This window comes from Acinetobacter cumulans (assembly GCF_003024525.3).
GTDB lineage: Bacteria > Pseudomonadota > Gammaproteobacteria > Pseudomonadales > Moraxellaceae > Acinetobacter > Acinetobacter cumulans.
Genome location: NZ_CP035934.2, coordinates 1,887,940 through 1,907,161 on the forward strand (window position 1 = coordinate 1,887,940; position 19,222 = coordinate 1,907,161).

The 19,222-nt window shown below is 40.3% G+C and carries 18 protein-coding genes; 7 read left to right on the top strand and 11 right to left on the bottom strand.

The genetic code is table 11. From position 1 onward, the window contains the following. Nucleotides 1-23: 23 nt before the first annotated feature. Nucleotides 24-875 (top strand): hypothetical protein, encoded by an 852-nt coding sequence (locus C9E88_RS08980; RefSeq protein WP_106985013.1) that lies wholly within the window; start codon nucleotides 24-26, stop codon nucleotides 873-875. Between the two features lie 307 nt (nucleotides 876-1,182). Here C9E88_RS08980 and rodA read toward each other — a convergent pair whose 3' ends face one another. From rodA to C9E88_RS09010, 6 genes are all read right to left on the bottom strand, one after another. Next, nucleotides 1,183-2,319, bottom strand: coding sequence for a rod shape-determining protein RodA (rodA, locus tag C9E88_RS08985; RefSeq protein ID WP_106985012.1), 1,137 nt, complete (start codon nucleotides 2,317-2,319; stop codon nucleotides 1,183-1,185). 87 nt (nucleotides 2,320-2,406) lie between these two features. Next, the gene (gene ispD / locus C9E88_RS08990; protein ID WP_106985011.1) at nucleotides 2,407-3,141 is read right to left on the bottom strand and encodes a 2-C-methyl-D-erythritol 4-phosphate cytidylyltransferase; all 735 of its coding nucleotides are present in this window, start codon (nucleotides 3,139-3,141) and stop codon (nucleotides 2,407-2,409) included. Further along, entirely contained in the window at nucleotides 3,101-3,496 is a 396-nt protein-coding gene (locus C9E88_RS08995) for a septum formation initiator family protein (protein WP_106985010.1), read from the bottom strand. The genes ispD and C9E88_RS08995 overlap by 41 nt, the downstream gene beginning before the upstream one ends. Nucleotides 3,497-3,511: 15 nt before the next feature. Beyond that, nucleotides 3,512-4,801 carry a phosphopyruvate hydratase gene (gene eno / locus C9E88_RS09000; protein ID WP_106985009.1) on the bottom strand — a complete coding sequence of 430 codons (1,290 nt, stop codon included), beginning with the start codon at nucleotides 4,799-4,801 and terminating at the stop codon, nucleotides 3,512-3,514. Nucleotides 4,802-4,866: 65 nt separating this feature from the next. After that, complete coding sequence (kdsA, locus tag C9E88_RS09005) at nucleotides 4,867-5,724, bottom strand: 3-deoxy-8-phosphooctulonate synthase (RefSeq protein ID WP_106985008.1); 858 nt, start codon at nucleotides 5,722-5,724, stop codon at nucleotides 4,867-4,869. A 31-nt stretch (nucleotides 5,725-5,755) separates the two neighbouring features. Continuing rightward, complete coding sequence (locus C9E88_RS09010; protein WP_106985007.1) at nucleotides 5,756-7,396, bottom strand: CTP synthase; 1,641 nt, start codon at nucleotides 7,394-7,396, stop codon at nucleotides 5,756-5,758. Between the two features lie 225 nt (nucleotides 7,397-7,621). Between C9E88_RS09010 and C9E88_RS09015 the strand changes: the two genes are divergently transcribed. Further along, a complete protein-coding gene (locus C9E88_RS09015) occupies nucleotides 7,622-8,044 on the top strand; it encodes an internalin (protein WP_106985006.1) in 423 nt (140 codons plus the stop codon). Between the two features lie 100 nt (nucleotides 8,045-8,144). Here the strand turns inward: C9E88_RS09015 and C9E88_RS09020 are convergent, their stop codons facing one another. Beyond that, nucleotides 8,145-9,035 (bottom strand): LysR family transcriptional regulator, encoded by an 891-nt coding sequence (locus tag C9E88_RS09020; RefSeq protein ID WP_106985032.1) that lies wholly within the window; start codon nucleotides 9,033-9,035, stop codon nucleotides 8,145-8,147. Nucleotides 9,036-9,145: 110 nt separating this feature from the next. Between C9E88_RS09020 and dkgB the strand changes: the two genes are divergently transcribed. Next, entirely contained in the window at nucleotides 9,146-9,952 is an 807-nt protein-coding gene (gene dkgB / locus C9E88_RS09025; protein ID WP_202981936.1) for a 2,5-didehydrogluconate reductase DkgB, read from the top strand. A 1-nt stretch (nucleotide 9,953) separates the two neighbouring features. Then, a complete protein-coding gene (locus tag C9E88_RS09030) occupies nucleotides 9,954-11,129 on the top strand; it encodes an MFS transporter (RefSeq protein WP_106985004.1) in 1,176 nt (391 codons plus the stop codon). A gap of 39 nt (nucleotides 11,130-11,168) precedes the next feature. Here the strand turns inward: C9E88_RS09030 and C9E88_RS09035 are convergent, their stop codons facing one another. The 3 genes from C9E88_RS09035 to C9E88_RS09045 form a co-directional block, all read right to left on the bottom strand. Next, nucleotides 11,169-12,260, bottom strand: coding sequence for a YheT family hydrolase (locus C9E88_RS09035; protein WP_106985003.1), 1,092 nt, complete (start codon nucleotides 12,258-12,260; stop codon nucleotides 11,169-11,171). A gap of 187 nt (nucleotides 12,261-12,447) precedes the next feature. Next, nucleotides 12,448-12,852 carry a nuclear transport factor 2 family protein gene (locus C9E88_RS09040; RefSeq protein ID WP_106985002.1) on the bottom strand — a complete coding sequence of 135 codons (405 nt, stop codon included), beginning with the start codon at nucleotides 12,850-12,852 and terminating at the stop codon, nucleotides 12,448-12,450. Nucleotides 12,853-12,974: 122 nt separating this feature from the next. Next, nucleotides 12,975-14,999 (bottom strand): NADPH-dependent 2,4-dienoyl-CoA reductase, encoded by a 2,025-nt coding sequence (locus tag C9E88_RS09045; protein WP_106985001.1) that lies wholly within the window; start codon nucleotides 14,997-14,999, stop codon nucleotides 12,975-12,977. A gap of 182 nt (nucleotides 15,000-15,181) precedes the next feature. Here C9E88_RS09045 and C9E88_RS09050 point away from each other — a divergent pair, with 182 nt between their 5' ends. From C9E88_RS09050 to C9E88_RS09060, 3 genes are all read left to right on the top strand, one after another. Beyond that, a complete protein-coding gene (locus tag C9E88_RS09050) occupies nucleotides 15,182-15,748 on the top strand; it encodes a PadR family transcriptional regulator (protein ID WP_106985000.1) in 567 nt (188 codons plus the stop codon). A gap of 145 nt (nucleotides 15,749-15,893) precedes the next feature. Further along, entirely contained in the window at nucleotides 15,894-16,898 is a 1,005-nt protein-coding gene (locus C9E88_RS09055) for an alpha/beta fold hydrolase (RefSeq protein WP_106984999.1), read from the top strand. Nucleotides 16,899-17,048: 150 nt separating this feature from the next. Then, a complete protein-coding gene (locus C9E88_RS09060) occupies nucleotides 17,049-17,948 on the top strand; it encodes a LysR substrate-binding domain-containing protein (protein ID WP_106984998.1) in 900 nt (299 codons plus the stop codon). A gap of 340 nt (nucleotides 17,949-18,288) precedes the next feature. Here the strand turns inward: C9E88_RS09060 and map are convergent, their stop codons facing one another. Then, nucleotides 18,289-19,083 carry a type I methionyl aminopeptidase gene (map, locus tag C9E88_RS09065; RefSeq protein ID WP_106984997.1) on the bottom strand — a complete coding sequence of 265 codons (795 nt, stop codon included), beginning with the start codon at nucleotides 19,081-19,083 and terminating at the stop codon, nucleotides 18,289-18,291. Nucleotides 19,084-19,222 lie beyond the last annotated feature (139 nt).

Here is a 19,222-nt window from a genome sequence, read left to right on the forward strand (position 1 = left end):
TTATATATAGAAAAAATCAAAATATGCAAAAAACATTATTGTTTCTTGCCGCGGCAACCGGACTATCTGGTTGCCAAGTTACAGGGGAACGCGGCAGCCTCTACCAAAATGTACTGGGTGGCTTCGGGCCTAAAACTCAGCATATCCAACTCAATCCAGAACTGAACAGTTTTTCTCTGACAGTGCCACTCTCGGCTTATAATGAATTGGATTTAAACAAAGGGCTAATCAGCAATGCTCCGTTCTTTAACCAGTTAAAACAAGACCGTTACTGGAGTGTACATCATATTTATGACGCGCAATTCCGTCGCCTAGCGCAAGACCGAGTAAAAATTAAAGTCTGCAATACAGTTAGTGCTGATCATCGGCGTAGTGCCAACGACTCCAGCTCCTGTGCAGATATACAAATGCGCGTCGCATACGACAAGTTGAGTGATGGCGTGCGCCTGACTTTCAAGCCTATTACGGCCGATATCAGTACAGAAGACTTCGGCTTCTTTATAAAAAATGCAGCACCAGAATTATTTAAAAATGCCGAGCAACTGAACACTGCAACCTTAATTAAAACATTCGGCTATGAAGATGCGCTGACTGTCAGCAGCAAACGTACGATTTCCAGTCTCCGCAATGTTCTAGTAAAAAATGGCTATACTATTACCACTCAGGATATTGCCAATGAAAAAATTTACTTAAGTTCATTTGAGCTTAAATCTGCTGACGCAAAGGTCTTTTCCATCCTAAACTGCCGCACCGCTACTGCAAAAAATGGTTCCAGCACCAGCTGCAAATATGCCCTGTTCAGCCCCTATGCTATCAGTGACTATCGAATATACAACAAAGAAATAACGAGAAAAATCAATCAGCTGTTTAACTAACCACCAAAGTAAGCATGATGCCGGTTGTTTCATCCGCTTATCCAGTGCCAGCATAGATACCAACAGATTATCTTACTGGCGCTTATAAGCGCTGGCTGGACATACCCCTTAGCCTAAACAGCAGAAATAGCCACTGAGTAGCTGTTTTAAATCTCTACACCCAAGACATTAGATTAGCTTTTGCATCTACACAGAAAAATTTGATTTAAGGACTGACGGATCTCTCCATACATTCAGCTATAGCACTTCCAACACATAAAAAAACCGGACACAATGTCCGGCTTTATCATTCCATTTACAATAATGCTTAGCGATGCGTGTGAATCGACATCACAATCCCCATTCCCGCAAGCATTGCAATAACAGCCGTACCACCATAACTCATGAGTGGTAAAGGGTCACCTGTAACAGGCAAAATACCACTCACCATACCAGAGTTTAAAAATACAAAGAAAAAGAAAGTAAGTCCTGTTGCACTGGCGTATAAACGCCCAAAATTATGAAAGCTATTCATCCCAATCATTAAGCAACGAATAATAATGGCAAAAAACAGACTAAATAATAAGAAAACACCAATAAAGCCAAACTCTTCTGCATAAGTCGACATAATAAAGTCAGTATGATGTTCAGGCAAATAACCTAAATGTGACTGCGTCCCTTCAGTAAAACCCTTACCTGTCATACCACCTGAACCAATCGCAATTTTAGACTGGATAATATTCCAACCCGCACCTAAAGCATCTGATTCTGGGTCAAAAAGCGTTAAAATACGTTTCTTTTGATATTCCTGTAGCAGAAACATCCACAGCAGTGGTGCGGCAATAGCCAAAGCCCCCATTGCCCCTACAATTAATTTCCAAGACATCCCACTTAAAAATAAAATAAAAATACCCGGGATAATCAGACCAATATTTAAGTCTGGCTGTAAAGCCACAAGCACAAAAGGCACCATCATAATAATCAGCGCGATGATGATATGTACAAATTTAGGTGGAAATGCACGATTGGAAAAATACCATGCCATCATCAGCGGCATCGCAAATTTCATCACTTCGCTGGGTTGCATACTACCTATTCCAGGAATGGTAATCCAACGTTTAGCACCAAGCCGAGTTTCACCTATAACAAACACTAGCATCAGCATAATTATGCCAAAAATATAAAAATACGGACTAATGGCTTGATAAACTTTCGGTGGCACTTGTGCACACAAAAACATTAAAGTAAAACCAACGGCAAAACTTGTTGCTTGACGTAGTACCATGCCAGTATTTTCAGCAGTTGCACTATAGACAACCATCAATCCAAGTATGGCATTTAGAACTAAAAAACATAATAACCACGGGTCTAAATGTAATTTAGCCCAACGCGAAGAATCGTGCTTTATGCTCATTCCATCTCGAGCGGAATGACGCAAAAAACGATACTGCTGTGAAGGGATCATTTTAAGATTAAGCGTTAAGTAGAATTCAGAAATTATAAGTGAAAGCCACAGCGAATATACCGCTGCAGCTAAAATAATTTTAAGATATTAAGTATTCAGCGCTGACTGTGAAGCCAAAATTAACTTCGCCAACTCTAAATCATCTGGATAGGTAATTTTAATGTTATCCGCACGGCCCTGTACAACTTGCACTGCCACACCAACATATTCAAGCGCACTGGCTTCATCTGTAATTTGCACATGATCTTGCAATGCCTGCTCAATGGCTTTTTTTAGTAACCCCAATGGCGCAATTTGCGGTGTTTGGGCTTGCCACAAATTTGTACGATCAACTGTTTTATTAATCTGCACGCCCTGCTCAACATGTTTGAGTGTATCACGCACAGGCACAGCTAAAATTGCACTACTGTTTTGCTCAATTGCAGTTGTCACTAATTTTTCCAAACATGCAGCAGATACACACGGACGCGCTGCATCATGTACAAACACCCAGTCTTCATCTGAGGCAATTGTAGATAAATATTGTAAGGCATTCAGTACCGAGTTTACTCGCTCAGCACCACCCAAACAAAAGTGTGCGCGCTCGGCATGCGAAAAAGAAAGTGTCTGCACAAAATCATCTTGCTCACCTACAGCCAGCACATAACCTTGTAAAGGCAGTTGATTTAAACGCTGAACAGTATGTTCTAATACGGTTTGATTTTGAATAACTTGGTATTGCTTTAATTCTGTTTTAGAAAATCGACTACCCGAACCCGCAGCAGGTATAACGGCCCACAACTTAAGGTTCTGTAGGCGGGAGCTCAGCGACGTCTGATTCATTGGTACGTAAATCTACTTTTTCATTTGGATCGATATAAATCGGTTTATATTGAGTACTAATTGTACTCATTTGAACAAATGTTTCGTGTGGCTTAACCAAGCCCAAGTCTAAGCGTGCATGCTCTTCAATGGCTTCAACACCATTTTTTAAATCGAAGACTTCTGCAGCCAAAACACGATTGCGTTCTTTGAGTTCATCATTCAGCTCAACTTGTTGCTGAATTTTTTGGGTGAGTTCTTGATGGTCTTTATAACCACCTTCACCAAACCAGTATAAATACTGAAACCCTGCGATCAAAATGATCGCAAGGCCCAATAGTACTTTACTCGCTTTGGAGTCGAATACATTTAACATAGAGAGCATGAGCGCTTAGTTCAAACCTTTGAACTCAGCTTTACCGCGATATGCAGCTTTAGTCAATTCTTCAATACGAAGTAATTGGTTATATTTTGCTACACGGTCAGAACGGCAAAGTGAACCAGTTTTGATTTGGCCCGCTGCTGTACCAACTGCAAGATCCGCAATTGTAGAATCTTCAGTTTCACCAGAACGGTGTGAAATTACAGTAGAGTAACCATTTGCTTTAGCAAGATAGATCGCATCTAAAGTTTCAGTCAATGTACCGATTTGGTTGTACTTGATCAGAATTGAGTTACCAACTTTTTCGTTGATACCACGTTGAAGAATCTTAGGATTCGTAACGAACAAGTCATCACCAACCAATTGGATTTTGTCGCCAAGGATCGAAGTTAGGTAAGACCAACCTTCCCAATCAGACTCGTCCAAACCATCTTCAATTGAGATGATTGGGTATTGTTTAGCAAAACCTGCAAGGTAGTCAGCAAATTGGTTGCTTGTGAATGCTTTATTGCCTTCACCTGCAAGGATATATTGACCATCTTTGTAGAATTCTGAAGATGCACAGTCAAGCGCAAGCATAATGTCAGAACCAGCTTTGTAGCCAGTTTTTTCAATTGCTTCAAGAATAACTGTAATCGCTTCTTCGTTAGAACGAAGGTTAGGTGCGAAACCGCCTTCATCACCTACTGCAGTATTTAAACCTTGTTTCTTTAAAACTGATTTTAAAGAATGGAAAATTTCTGCACCAGCACGTAAAGCTTCAGAGAATGAAGTGAAGCCTACTGGCTCAATCATAAATTCTTGAATGTCTACGTTGTTGTCTGCATGTGAACCACCGTTTAGGATGTTCATCATTGGAACAGGCATTGTTAAAATGCTGTTATTACGAAGGTCTGCAATGTATTGGAAAAGTGGGATTTTCTTTTCGTCAGCAGCAGCACGCGCAGCAGCAAGAGAAACTGCCAAAGTTGCGTTAGCGCCTAATTTTTCTTTGTTTTCAGTACCGTCAAGCGCGATCATTGTGTTATCAATGTCTTTTTGTTCGAATACTGATTTACCCAACAATGCATCACGAATTACTGTGTTAACGTTGTTAACCGCAGTTTTAACGCCTTTACCTAAGTAACGAGCTTTGTCGCCGTCACGAAGTTCTAAAGCTTCACGAGAACCAGTTGAAGCACCAGATGGTGCACATGCACGGCCAACTACGCCAGATGCTAAGATAACGTCTGCTTCGATGGTTGGGTTACCACGAGAGTCCAAGATTTCACGTGCACGAATGTCAACGATTTGACTCATGAACAATTCCTCAGTTGATTAATAAAACGATGCGCCAATTAATGACGCATCAATGTTGAAAATTATTAGTGTGTATCAAGCTTCTGAAAACCTTTTACCAAGGTATCGAGCTCTTTTAACTGTGCTAAGAATGGCTCAAGTTGAGACATACGCAATGCGCACGGACCATCACATTTGGCTTTATCAGGATCTGGGTGACCTTCTAAGAACAAGCCTGCCAATCCTGTTGCCATACCCGCACGTGCTAGGGTCGTAATCTGCGCGCGACGTCCGCCTGCAGAATCTTCACGTCCACCCGGCGTTTGCAACGCATGTGTTACATCAAAGAACACTGGAACGTTCATCTGCTTCATCGTGTCAAAGCCCAGCATATCTACAACTAGGTTGTTGTAGCCAAATGCAGAACCGCGCTCACATAGAATAAGTTTATCGTTACCTGCTTCCAAGCACTTATTCATGATATGACGCATTTCATGTGGTGCAAGGAATTGAGCTTTTTTGATGTTGATAATGGCATCTGTTTTTGCCATTGCTTCAACAAGATCCGTTTGACGGCTTAAGAAAGCCGGCAATTGGATAATGTCTGCAACCTCTGCAACAGGTGCTGCTTGGTATGGCTCATGCACATCAGTGATGATAGACACATTGAAATGTTTTTTAATGTCAGCCAACCACTCGATGCCTTTCTCTAGGCCTGGGCCACGGAAAGAATTTAAGCTTGAACGGTTTGCTTTATCAAAACTTGCCTTAAATACGTATGGAATATCTAAACGCTTACAGATATCTACGTATGTTTCAGCAATTTCAAAAGCAAGGTCTTTTGACTCAAGTACGTTCATGCCGCCGAATAGTACAAATGGCAAATGATTTGCCATTTGTATATCGCCTAAACGTACAATTTCTTGTGGTTTTAATTGTGACATTTAAACTTCCTAGTTTAGTCCTACAATGCCATTACTTGGTTTTTTGATACTGTTTTTTAGCAGCATCAATAAAGCCAGCAAATAATGGGTGACCATCACGTGGTGAGCTGGTAAATTCTGGGTGGAATTGTACCGCAACAAACCAAGGATGTGCAGGAATTTCAACAGTTTCTACTAAACGTTGTACTGGTGAATAACCAGAAATCTTCATGCCTTTTTCTTCAAGCACTGGGATATAACGGTTGTTCATTTCATAACGGTGACGGTGACGTTCGATGATTTCTTCAGAACCGTACACTTGAGCTGTTTTAGTACCTGCAACTAACTCTGATTTTTGAGCACCAAGACGCATTGTGCCACCAAGATCAGAATCAGCATTACGCTGTTGCACTTCACCACGTTCGTCTAACCATTCTGTAATCAAACCAATTAATGGTGATTTAGTAGAACGGTTAAATTCAGTTGAAGTTGCATCTGGAATACCCGCAACATTGCGCGCATATTCGATTACAGCCAACTGCATACCCAAACAAATACCTAGGAATGGCACGCCATTTTCACGAGCGAATTTAATCGCTTGCATTTTACCTTCAGTACCGCGCTCACCAAAACCACCTGGTACTAAGATTGCATCAGCATCTTTTAATACTTCTGCGACATCTTGGCTTTCAAGCTCTTCAGCATTGACATAATCAATCTGAACTTTCACACGGTTTTGAATACCCGCATGTAAAAGTGCTTCGTTTACAGATTTATACGCATCTGGAAGTTCAACATACTTACCAACCATAGCAACACGTACTGTGTATTCTGGGTTAAGCAATGCTTCTACCACATTGTCCCAATCTGTTAAGTCAGCTTCAGGAAGATCGTTATAACCAAAACGTTCACAGATTAAATCATCAACATTTTGTTCATAGAACGTACGTGGAATTTGGTAAATGCTGCGTGCATCTTTACATACAACAACTGCACGTGCTTCTACGTTTGTGAACAGTGCAATTTTGCGTGTTGTATCTGCATCAACATCGTGTTCAGTACGACAAATTAAGATGTCTGGTTGAATACCAATTGATAACAACTCTTTTACAGAGTGTTGTGTCGGTTTAGTCTTTAACTCTGCTGCTGACTTAATGTATGGGAGTAACGTTAAGTGCATAAGCATCGTGCGTTTATGACCAAGCTCAACCATTAACTGACGTACAGATTCCATGAATGGGAGAGATTCGATGTCACCTACTGTACCGCCGATCTCAACGATCGCAACGTCATAGCCTTCGCCTGCGCGAAGTACACGTTCTTTAATATTATCAGTAATGTGTGGAATAACTTGAACTGTACCACCTAGGTAATCACCACGGCGTTCTTTGTTAAGAACATCTTGGTAAACACGACCTGAAGTGAAGTTATTCAGTTTGGTCATTTTCGCACGACGTAGGAAACGTTCGTAGTAACCCAAGTCTAAGTCAGTTTCAGCACCGTCTTCAGTTACGAAAACTTCACCATGTTGGAATGGGCTCATTGTCCCTGGATCGACATTAATGTATGGATCCATTTTTACCATGGTCACTTTTAAACCACGAGCTTCTAAAAGTGCAGCAACAGAAGCAGCTGAAATACCTTTACCTAGTGATGAGACTACACCACCAGTAACGAAAATAAAATGGGTCATTGGGTTTCTCGTACAATCGAGCCTAAATCGGCCTGCAATGTTGCGCAATTTTACTTTACTCTGTACCTATAAAGCAAAGTCAATCCGCATCAATTATTAGAACAATAAACAATTGGCTATTGTATCAGCATTTCCGATAAAAAATTAGTGTAAGTTCATAGGATTTCTATCTTGTGAATTGCTGTTATAATGACAACATCCCTTTCACACCCTATTTTTTGCATTATGAATAAAAAATTTTTGATCTGTGGTGCACTTGCAGCTGGCCTACTCTTAACTGCATGTGTGAAAAAAGAAGCACCAAAGGAAGATGAGCAAGAACACGTTGAAACTGCAGCATCTGAAGCAGCGCCAGCAGAATTTCAAAAGTTAGACGCAACTGACGAACAAGAAATTCCACCAACGCCTCCACATACTGAAGTTATTCGTGAAGAAACGCCTAACACCGTTACTGAAGTTCGTCGTGAAGTAGCACCAGCTGCTGAGGCGCCAAAACCAGCGCCAGCTCCAGTTCAAAAAGCTGAAGCGCCACGTGCAGAAGACAAGCCAACACAAGCTGTTGCACCTAAAAACACAAGTGCAAGCCAATCTGAAGATGATGCTGTCGCTGCTGCAATTGCCGCTGCAACTCCAGCTTTAGACAACTAATTGTTTATTCTCTAAACAATTCAATAAAAAGCCCAGTTTTGACTGGGCTTTTTATTGCTTGTACATAAATATATATCTGTAGCAAATGACTTACTTTTGCTCACAATCGCTCTTGTAGTTTTTCAGCTAAATACTCAATAAATAAACGAACACGTTTGGGTAAATGCTCTTGTTGATAATATACGGCATGAATCAGCTGTTCATGCGGTTCGATTTGATCATCTAAAAGTTGTACCAAGCGCCCTTCAGCAATATCTTTTTCTAACATAAAAATCGAAAGACAGGCGATGCCCATGCCATGAATTGCAAGCTCGCGTATCGTTTCACCGTTTGATGCCTTAATGTTTGGTCGAATCGTTAGTGGTTTTCCACCGACTTGGATCGGCCACGTATTCATGTGTGTAATTTGACTAAAACCAAGCAAAGCATGTGCTGAAAGCTCCTCCGCATTTTTCGGATGCCCATGCTGCTGAAGATAGTCAGGACTCGCCACCAAACACAATCGACTCTTATATATAAATTTTGCATGTAAACTTGAGTCGTTTAATTTTCCAAAGCGAATCGCGACATCCGCTTTATGCTCTAATAAGTCAATCACTTGATCATGATTCACCAATTCAATCTGTATATGCGGATAACGTGCATTAAATTCAGGAATTAAAGGCACAATGACATGCAGTATAAAAGAAATTGCAGAATCGACTCGTACAAGACCAGAAGTATCGGCATCTAATTTCAGCAGGGAATCTTCCGCCTCGGTCAAATCATTCAGTATTCGTCGGGTTTTAGCTAAAAATAATTGCCCTTCTTGCGTCAGTTTAATTTTGCGGGTTGTTCGTTCCAACAGTGTTACATTTAATTTAGATTCCAAACGCTGTAATGCACGGCTTATGCCAGATGCTGTTTGATCCAGCCTTTCTGCTGCTTTCACAATAGAGCCACTATCTACAATAACAGTAAAAACCTGTAGCTCTTCAATGGTTGATTTCATTGCATATTCGAATTCGTGATTTTTAATCAATAATATATTCCAAACTCATGCATTTTTCTTCACTAAAATAGGCAACACAATACCATCAATTCAAAAAAAGAGAATTTCTGATGATTGTTCCTCAAATGGGTGTTGGCACATTCCGCCTAGGCGGTCAAACCGTTATAGACTCGATTAAAAATGCACTAAATGCAGGATATCGAGCAATTGATACGGCGCAGATTTACGGCAATGAAGCTGAAGTAGGACAAGCAATCCACGAAAGTCATGTGAATAGCGCGGATATTTTCTTAACTACTAAAATTTGGACTGAAAATTATGCTGCAGATAGACTGATACCCAGCTTAAAAGAAAGTTTAATCAAATTAAGGACTGATGCTGTCAATCTCACACTTATTCATTGGCCAGCACCCGCGCTAGGCGTTGATATTCCTGAATTAATGGAACATTTACTTGAGGCGAAAAAACAAGGATTGACTGAGCATATTGGTATATCCAATTTTAATATTGAGCTCACTCAACAAGCCATTGATCACATCGGACTGGAAAATATTGCAACCAATCAAATTGAACTGAGTCCATATTTACAAAATCAAAACTTAGTTAATTATCTACAGGCGAACAAGATAGATGTCACCTCCTATATGACTTTGGCCTATGGCAAAGTTTTGCAAGATCCAATCCTTTTAAACATTGCAGCAGAACACCAAACTACTTCAGCTCAAATTGCGCTGGCTTGGGCATTACAAAAAGGCTATGCCGTTATTCCATCATCAACCAAACCTGAACATTTAATCAGTAATTTAAAAGCTCAAGACATTCATTTAACACCAGCACAGATGCAAGCCATTGCAACACTTGACAGAAATGCACGTGAAGTGAATCCACCTGAACTTGCTCCAGTTTGGGATATATAATATGAAATTAAATTTTCCCTTAATTGCCTTAGCCGTGGGTGCTTTTGCAATAGGTACAACAGAATTTTCACCCATGGGTTTTCTGCCTGAAATTGCAACAGATCTATCGGTGTCTATTCCTCAAGCAGGTTTACTGATTAGTGCCTATGCCGTTGGTGTCATGATTGGTGCTCCATTAATGACATTATGGTTAGCACGTTTTCCAAAACGTACTGCCCTTATTTTATTGATGGCAATCTTTACGGTCGGCAATATTTTGGCAACGATTGCACCTAACTATCTCGGTTTAATGGCTGCACGCTTAGTCACCAGCTTAAATCATGGTGCATTTTTTGGCTTAGGTTCTGTGGTTGCAGCAAGCGTTGTACCCAAAGACAAACAAGCCAGTGCGGTTGCCATGATGTTTATGGGCTTGACCATTGCCAATATTGGCGGTGTGCCCCTCGCAACGTGGGTGGGGCAAAATATCGGTTGGCGTATGTCTTTTGCCGCTATTACCTTACTGGGCATCATCACCATGTTGGCATTATGGAAAGCACTACCCCATCAGCAACAGACCAAAAGACCTGATGTACGAGCAGAATTGAAAGTATTGACACGCATGCCTGTTGTTTTAGCACTGCTGACCACAGTCATGAGTGCTGGAGCTATGTTCGCGCTCTATACCTATATCGCACCAAGCTTAAAAGTCTTTACCCATGCAAGTCCTGAGCTTATCACTTTCATGTTGGTTTTAATCGGGATCGGATTTTCAATCGGCAACCATTTCGGTGGTAAGTTTGCAGATCAATCCTTAGATAAGACCTTGATTGGCTTTTTAGTCTTACTGATGCTGATGATGCTGTTATTTCCAATTTTAGCTACAACCACCATTGGCGCGGCGATTGCATTAATCATCTGGGGAGCAGCCGCCTTTGCAGTCGTGCCACCTTTACAAATGCGTGTTATGACAGTCGCTCACGATGCCCCTGGCCTTGCTTCTTCAGTGAATATTGGTGCATTTAATCTTGGAAATGCATTGGGTGCGGTCGCAGGTGCCGCAGTGCTAAATCTAAACTTAAGCTATGCTGCAGTATCTTATGCGGGCGCTACACTGAGTGCTCTAGCGTTAATTTTAGTATTGATTCAAATGAAGCTTAAACCTCAAACATCTGTATGTTGCGCACAAGCTGAGTAACATACAAAAATAGCCTATCAACAATAGGCTATTTTGTTTCTAGTTCGCATATAACTTTAAAAAATCAGCCATCAATTTGGTTGCCCACGAATGGGTGTCGACTAAACCTTCATAATAACCACAGTGACTGCCTTTTTTGGTGGTCACCACCACAACATTCGGCATATTTTCAATCACTGCCTTATAGGGTTCTAAATTCTTAATGTGGCAGACAGGGTCGTCTTCTGCGTTCAAAATCATCAATGGAATTTTGACATTATCAAATACATAAATTGGGTTGGTGGATTTGGCGTAAGTTTCATAATCGGCAAAACCTGCCATTTGAAAATAAGCACGTTCAAACTGTGCCAGATTTTTACTTTTCAATACATCAATTAAAGATGGTGTTGCTGACCATGTTGCAGAATAGGGTTCTACAAACTTCTGAAAGAGCTTCTTGGTCATCATTTTACTGTAAAAAGGATGAACATTTTTAAAGCCAAGCTCAGTGTCATAGCCCGGACATAAAGCAAATGCAGCTTTAAATGGTGTTTCCTCCCCTTGTTCGCCTAAATAGCGGACCAATAACCCAGTTCCTGCAGATGAACCTACGCCAAACAAATTCGATTCTGGAAATTTCTGCTGAATAAAGGCAATCTGTTCACGTAAGTCATCTGTTGAACCAAATAAGTTTATTTTGGCAACAGGCATAGGTAAATTGGCATGACCGCGCCTTAAACACAGTGCAATGCGCCAACCAGTATATAGATTAAGATCTCTCACCACTTCTCGCATACTTTCAGGCGTTCCCGTAATCGTATGCATGAGCACCACGGTTGGTACATTTGCAGGCAAATCTAAGCCCAACCATGCAATGGCTGTGATTCCACCATCAGCCATGGTCAGCTGCTCTATGGCATCATATTTAAGCTTCACTTGACGCTTTTTAATGACATCAAAATACAGTAAATGTGCGTGGGTATTCGAAAGCCAAGGCGTAGGACGATATTTTTCATGTAGTTGCTTTAACTTCGGTAGCACATGTTTCATTTGTCCTTCAGGATGATAATAAAGCTGTGGTAATTCTGCACCGATGGCATGATCTACAAAATTTAAAAGAGCCTGACGCCCTTTATGAATCACATTATTCATTGACCTTACCTTCACCTCGCTTCGCACTACAGCAAATCATTTCAATCTTTTCACTTTGACAAACAAAGCCCATTAAAAAACGTATCTCGCTAGCAATATTTGTTTACTAAAGCTACATAAGCAAAAGCATGACGATATCCATCATGCTTTTTATTATTCTGAGATGGGCATTTAAAAAACAGCAGATTTAAGGCTGAAATTTCGCAATGCGCTCACCCATTTGCGCTGCCAAAGCTTCCAATCCACTTTTCGGACGGAGCATGACTTCAAAATCAATCATCTGTCCTTGTTCATTAAACTGAATCATGTCGATCCCTTTTAACTTTTTCTCGCCAACATTAGCAGAAAACTCAAGCACCACATTTAAACCATCTTCTGAGTAAAACTCACGGTGATAGGTAAAATTTTCAAAAATTTGAATCACATTGGTCAAAATAAAAGTCACCACAGGCTTACCCGGATATGGGTTAAACGCGACAGGTGAACGAAACACCACATCCTCTGCCAAGAGTTCATTTAAAATATTCATATCCCGTGTGTCGAGCATTTCGTGCCAACGTGCAACAGATTTTTTTGTTGTTTCAATGGCCATTTTTGTGTCCTTTTTTTATTGATGAATCATTTCCCTCTCCTCAATCCTCCCCCAAAGGGAGAGGACGTCCCACAACTGCACATCTACTTGAATATAGTCATCATGGTTTAGTATGAGGTTGATTAAATCACCGCTGCCAAGTCAGCACCTTGACGAATTGCACGTTTAGCATCTAGCTCTCCTGCTTCTTTCGCACCACCAATTAAATGTACAGATTTACCCGCAGTTTTTAATTGCTCATACATTGCTGTAAAAGGCTCTTGACCTGCACAAATAATGACATTGTCAACATCAAGTACAGCAGGCTGATCATTGACTACAATATGTAATCCTTGATCATCAATTTTTTCATAGCTTGCGCCACCGATCATTTTTACATTGCGGTGCTTTAAGCCTGTACGATGAATCCAGCCGGTCGTTTTACCTAGACCGCCGCCCACTGAACTTGCCTTACGTTGTAATAGGTAAATTTCACGTTTAGGTTGCTCTACTTGCGGTGCTTTTAAACCACCTACATGCGCATAGGTCGTATCAATACCCCACTCATCGTAAAATTTTTCTGGGTTAAGGCTACCGCTTTCCCCTTCATGACTTAAAAATTCAGCCGTATCAAAACCAATACCACCTGCACCAATAATTGCAACGCGTTGTCCTACAGCTTTACGGTCTTTTAATACATCTAAATAACTCAGTACTTTTGCATGCTCAATACCATCAATCTGCAGTTCACGTGGTGTAACCCCCGTAGCAATTACGATGTCATCAAAATCACCTGCTTCAAGCTCTTCAAATGTCGCTTTGTGATTAAGTTTTAATTCTATGTTGGGTGCGAGTTCAATTTTACGTTTGAAATAACGTAGTGTTTCGTAAAACTCTTCTTTACCCGGAATGGTTTTAGCAATATTAAACTGACCACCAATTTGATTCGCCGCCTCAAATACGGTTACTTGATGACCTCGTTCTGCCGCATAGGTTGCAAAGCTTAAACCAGCAGGGCCTGCACCAACGACGGCAAGCTTTTTCACTTGTGAAGTCGACTTAAACAGCAATTCTGTTTCATGGCATGCACGTGGATTCACTAAACACGATGCAATTTTCATTGAGAAAATATGATCTAGGCAGGCTTGGTTACAACCAATACAGGTATTGATTTCATCACTACGACCCTCAGATGCTTTTTCTACAAAAAATGCATCTGCCAACATTGGACGTGCCATAGAAATCATATCTGCATGACCAGAAGCCAATACATGCTCAGCCATTTCTGGGGTATTAATACGGTTAGACGTTATTAATGGGACTTTGACTTGGCCTTTTAATTTTTCAGTGACCCAAGTAAAAGCAGCGCGTGGTACTTTGGTGGCAATTGTAGGAATTCGAGCCTCATGCCAACCAATGCCTGTGTTAATAATCGTCGCGCCAGCTTGCTCGATTGCTTTTGCCAGTTGCACAACTTCTTCAAATGTCGAACCATCCTCAACCAAATCAAGCATTGATAAACGATAGATGATGATAAAGTTTTCACCAACCGCTTCACGTGTACGGCGTACAATTTCTAAAGGAAAACGAATACGATTTTCATAGCTACCACCCCATTCATCATCACGATGGTTGGTACGTTTAGCAATAAATTCGTTAATCAAATACCCCTCAGAGCCCATAATCTCTACGCCGTCATAGCCAGCATATTGTGCAAGGCTAGCGCAGTTTACAAAGTCCGCAATCGTTTGACTGACTTCTGCAGAACTAAGCGCATGTGGTTTTACTGGATTAATTGGGGCTTGAATAGCCGATGGCGCAACATTGTCTGCCTGATATGAATAACGGCCTGTATGTAATATTTGTAAAGCAATTTTACCACCAGCCTCATGAACGGCTTGAGTTACAACTTTATGTTTATCTGCTTCTTCTTTGCTATCGAGCTTATTTCCACCAGCAAAAGTTAGACCTGCTTCATTGGGTGCAATACCACCAGTGACAATCAGCCCAACACCACCTTGTGCACGTTCTGCATAAAATGCAGCCATACGCTCATAGCCACCTGGGGCTTCCTCCAAACCAACATGCATAGATCCCATGAGGACTCGGTTTTTTAATGTAGTAAAGCCCAAATCCAATGGTGCCAATAAATGTGGGTAGTTAGACATAATCTCTCCTTAGCGTGCTTATTTGTGCTGGCTATGTTTATTCAAACTCCAGATTGAGCATGTAGTTAGCTGCCCGAATCTGTGGTTTATGCAACTTATTGCATATATTTATATTCGAGATTTGTTTTTTATGCAACTTGTTGCATAATAAAGTTGTTAAAAATTTTAATGCGGTCCCAACTATGTCTTTAGCTCATGTTTTGCTAACCAGTCTGATTGAAAAACCAAGTACAGGGATAAATTTGGCACGTCGCTTTGACCGTTCTATGGGATTCTTTTGGAATTCGACCCATCAGCAGATATATCGTGAATTAAATGTCATGATGCAAAAAGGCTGGATCTCGACTTTAGAAGATGATGACCACAGTCGTAAAAAAACCTATCAAGTTGAACTACTTGGTCGTGCTGAGTTGGCTGACTGGATGGTCAAACAAAGCCCACCAGGCCAATTGCGAGAAGACCTTATGGTACGCTTACGTGCCGAAGCACAATTTGGTGGCAATACCATGTTGCCCGAATTAGAACGCCACTTGCAGTTACATCAAGAAAATTTAAAATTATACGAAAGTATCTTTGCGAAGGATTTTCCAAACACAGTGCCTCATGACCGTAAATTATTTATTCATAAAATGATTTTACAGCTTGGTATTGATTTAGAGCGAGGCTGGATTCGTTGGCTGGAAGATTTAATTCCTGCTTTAAAGGCCTTTGATGCAACAGCAGATACAGAAAAAAAACATGATGTTTAAATAAAGTGGCTTAGACTGCCATGGCATCTATACTGTACCCACTACTAAAAACATGATTTGAGTTGGATGAATATTAAGCAAATCTTATAGGATCTCTTTGTACCATTCAAATGTGCCAAGATAAATAAAATAAAAAGGAAAAAATATGCCCTATTATCACATGCCAGATGGAGAACAGCTGTTTGTAAGACGCTATGGCCAAGGTGAACCTGTATTGGTGTTATCAGGCTTAGGCATGCAAAGTTGGCAATGGCATCCTTTTTTATATCCACACCACAAGAAATTTGAATTTATTATTCCAGATTGGCGTGGTTTTGGTGGCTCTAAACAATGCAAAATTCCTCATTTAGATGCCATTAGTAGTCATTGGCGAGATATTGAAGCATTGCTTCCACAGCTTAATCTGCCTCAGTTTAAAGTAATTGCCTATTCTATGGGTGCAACAACAGCCATGCATGGCATGCAATATGGTCAATTCCACCGCTCTATTCAGCAATATTTACATATTGATCAAACACCCAAAATAAGTGCTGATCAAAGTTGGCCTTTTGGATTATTTGGCGAAAAACATACACAGTTTATCGAAATTTTACAGCAAATCTCACAGGTGCTTAAAGCAAACCCTGATGCCAAAGCCATGCCTGATTTAAAGAGTGCAGACCGTCAACGCCTATTAAACAGTTGGTTAGCATTTATAGATTTACAAGCTGGTAGCAAAGATGCCAAAGCCATGCCTGATTTAAAGAGTGCAGACCGTCAACGCCTATTAAACAGTTGGTTAGCATTTATAGATTTACAAGCTGGTAGCAAAATTGCACCCTTTTTAATTAAGCAAGCCCTGAAATATCCACGCTTGCAAGCACACGTATTACCCATACAACGCTTAGATTATTTGTCTTGGTATATACATAATTATCTTGAGCATCAAGAAGATTACCGAGAAGCACTGACACAACTCACGTGCCCTGTGACTTTTTTTATTGGTGCCGAATCAAAGCTCTACCCAGCCGAAGGTCAACAGCAAATTGCAAACACCATACCGCAAGCACAACAAGTCATTTTTAAAAAATCCGGGCATACACCGCTCTTAAGTGAACCTCTAAAATTTGCCTCTGAAATTGGGCGGTTTTTACATGCGCATGATGCTTAGCCTAATCCATTATTTACCTAATCAACATATTTACAGCATAAGAAATAAAGCTGAGATAAGCTCTTTGTAAACTTTGCCAAAATGCAATTGACTTTTTTTGCAACGATCATTTTTAATAGTCTAAATTGTTGCATAAATGGAAATATATAAATGCTGAGTGATTTGGATGATTTTTATTGTTTTGCCCAAGTGGTCGAACATGGCGGTTTTAGTGCAGCAGAACGTGCCACAGATATTCCAAAATCTAAACTCAGTCGACGTGTATACAACCTTGAAGAACGCTTAGGGGTTCGACTGATTCAACGTAGCTCACGCCATTTTGCAGTGACTGATATTGGCATGAACATATATCGTCATGCCCAAGTCATGATGAATGCAGCACAAGCCGCCCATGACTTAGTTGATCATTTAAGTACAGAACCACGTGGTGTCATTAAGTTAAGTACCCCTGTTTCCATTGCACAAAATGAAATCGCGCGCATATTACCCAAATTTTTAAAAAAATATCCTGAAATTAAAGTTCAAATGATTGTGACAAACCGTCGGGTGGATATTATTAATGAAGGTTTTGATTTGGCCTTACGCGTACGCGATAACTTAGACGATGATCCTAACTTGGTCTTACGTAAATTTGAAACCATTGAGCAACATCTCTTTGCCAGCCAAGCTTATTTAAATGAACACGGCAACTTAAAACACCCAAGCGAATTATCACAACATCATATTTTAAGTATGTCAGATGAGCATTTGGATCAAAATATTGTGCTCCACAATGAAGAAAACCAACAAATTAAAATTCGGGTTAATCCGACAGTATTAGGCTCAGATCTCAGTATGTTGGCCGAGCTTGCTCGACAAGATTGTGGTATTGCTTTATTGCCTGACAGTGTTGTAAAAACACATTTAAACTCGGGTGCATTGGTACGAGTACTGCCTACTTGGAAAGCGCCACACGGTACATTTCATGTAGTTTACCCTTCACGTAGAGGCTTATTACCAGCTGTGCGTGTATTTATTGATTATTTAGTTGCTCAACTTAGCAAACACTAATCATCGCTATATATGAATAAATTACTCGGGTACTTTATTTACTTTGTAGCAAGCATTGATAAAGTTCAGCACAAAAAAAAGCTTACCCTATGTGTAGGGTAAGCTTGAAATCAGAAACTACAGCTAATTTCTTAAAACAATAATAGACCAAAATACACACAACAATAAATCCTTTTTAACACTAAAAAAGACTTGGAACGAAACTGATCTCTTTGTTTTTAAATTAATTTTTTAAAAAAATTTATCGCTAATATCTATTAAAGTAGTATTTCAGTATAAATTTTAGACTAAAGTCTAAAATTTATACATAACTGCCACTATTGTTAAGCCTATGAGATACTTAGATTTCTGGATATGTTCCATAACCTTCAGGCCATGGAGACAACAATTCAAATCCATCATCAGTTACTGCAACCATGTGTTCCCACTGTGCAGACAATGATTTATCTGCCGTCACCACACCCCAGCCATCTTTAAGCTCTTTGGTTCTGGCTTTACCGGCATTAATCATAGGTTCAATCGTAAACACCATGCCTGTTTTAAGCACTACACCTTGGCCTTGCTGACCATAATGCAACACACTTGGTTGCTCATGGTAAACCTTACCAATACCATGACCGCAATACTCACGCACAACAGAATAACCTTCACGGTGTGCAACAGATTGAATGGCATAACCTACGTCGCCCAATGTTGCACCAGCTTTAACAGCATGAATACCCGCAACCATCGCTTCGTATGTCGTTTCGACCAAGCGTTTTGCTTCAGGTTTAATTTGACCTACATAGTACATTCGGCTGGTGTCACCAAAATAGCCATCTTTAATAATCGCAACATCAATATTAATAATATCGCCGTCTTTTAAGATCGTTTCAGCAGATGGAATACCATGACACACCATTTCATTTGGAGAAATACAGGTTGTTTTGGTATAGCCATAATAGCCAACATTGGCAGGAATAACCTTTAAAGTATTCACAATGAAATCGTTACACAGGTCATCTAAATACTCTGTTGTTACGCCTGGCTTCACATGCTCCCCAATCATTGCTAAAACTTGCGCAGCTAAACGTCCTGAAATACGTAATTTTTCTAAATCCTGCTCGGTTTTAATCGTGATACTGGAAGCTTTCATTACATCATCCTCAAATTCGATACAATAGAGTATAGACCTTTTTACAGCATTTTGTTTTTAATACATGGTTTTGAACTGTCAATCCATAGTAAGTAACGCTAAAATTGCCTGTTTTATAAACAAAAAATACATAGGGCAT

What these genes read in the sequence shown, in the direction of transcription:
- C9E88_RS09020 (WP_106985032.1), bottom strand. Translation starts at nt 9,035, where the DNA reads ATGAAATCAACCATTGAAGAGCTACAGGTTTTTACTGTTATTGTAGAT.
- kdsA (WP_106985008.1), bottom strand. Translation starts at nt 5,724, where the DNA reads ATGTCACAATTAAAACCACAAGAAATTGTACGTTTAGGCGATATACAA.
- C9E88_RS09035 (WP_106985003.1), bottom strand. Translation starts at nt 12,260, where the DNA reads ATGAATAATGTGATTCATAAAGGGCGTCAGGCTCTTTTAAATTTTGTA.
- C9E88_RS09055 (WP_106984999.1), top strand. Translation starts at nt 15,894, where the DNA reads ATGCCCTATTATCACATGCCAGATGGAGAACAGCTGTTTGTAAGACGC.
- C9E88_RS09045 (WP_106985001.1), bottom strand. Translation starts at nt 14,999, where the DNA reads ATGTCTAACTACCCACATTTATTGGCACCATTGGATTTGGGCTTTACT.
- C9E88_RS09060 (WP_106984998.1), top strand. Translation starts at nt 17,049, where the DNA reads ATGCTGAGTGATTTGGATGATTTTTATTGTTTTGCCCAAGTGGTCGAA.
- dkgB (WP_202981936.1), top strand. Translation starts at nt 9,146, where the DNA reads ATGATTGTTCCTCAAATGGGTGTTGGCACATTCCGCCTAGGCGGTCAA.
- map (WP_106984997.1), bottom strand. Translation starts at nt 19,083, where the DNA reads ATGAAAGCTTCCAGTATCACGATTAAAACCGAGCAGGATTTAGAAAAA.
- C9E88_RS09010 (WP_106985007.1), bottom strand. Translation starts at nt 7,396, where the DNA reads ATGACCCATTTTATTTTCGTTACTGGTGGTGTAGTCTCATCACTAGGT.
- C9E88_RS08980 (WP_106985013.1), top strand. Translation starts at nt 24, where the DNA reads ATGCAAAAAACATTATTGTTTCTTGCCGCGGCAACCGGACTATCTGGT.
- C9E88_RS09015 (WP_106985006.1), top strand. Translation starts at nt 7,622, where the DNA reads ATGAATAAAAAATTTTTGATCTGTGGTGCACTTGCAGCTGGCCTACTC.
- C9E88_RS09040 (WP_106985002.1), bottom strand. Translation starts at nt 12,852, where the DNA reads ATGGCCATTGAAACAACAAAAAAATCTGTTGCACGTTGGCACGAAATG.
- C9E88_RS08995 (WP_106985010.1), bottom strand. Translation starts at nt 3,496, where the DNA reads ATGTTAAATGTATTCGACTCCAAAGCGAGTAAAGTACTATTGGGCCTT.
- eno (WP_106985009.1), bottom strand. Translation starts at nt 4,801, where the DNA reads ATGAGTCAAATCGTTGACATTCGTGCACGTGAAATCTTGGACTCTCGT.
- rodA (WP_106985012.1), bottom strand. Translation starts at nt 2,319, where the DNA reads ATGATCCCTTCACAGCAGTATCGTTTTTTGCGTCATTCCGCTCGAGAT.
- C9E88_RS09030 (WP_106985004.1), top strand. Translation starts at nt 9,954, where the DNA reads ATGAAATTAAATTTTCCCTTAATTGCCTTAGCCGTGGGTGCTTTTGCA.
- ispD (WP_106985011.1), bottom strand. Translation starts at nt 3,141, where the DNA reads ATGAATCAGACGTCGCTGAGCTCCCGCCTACAGAACCTTAAGTTGTGG.
- C9E88_RS09050 (WP_106985000.1), top strand. Translation starts at nt 15,182, where the DNA reads ATGTCTTTAGCTCATGTTTTGCTAACCAGTCTGATTGAAAAACCAAGT.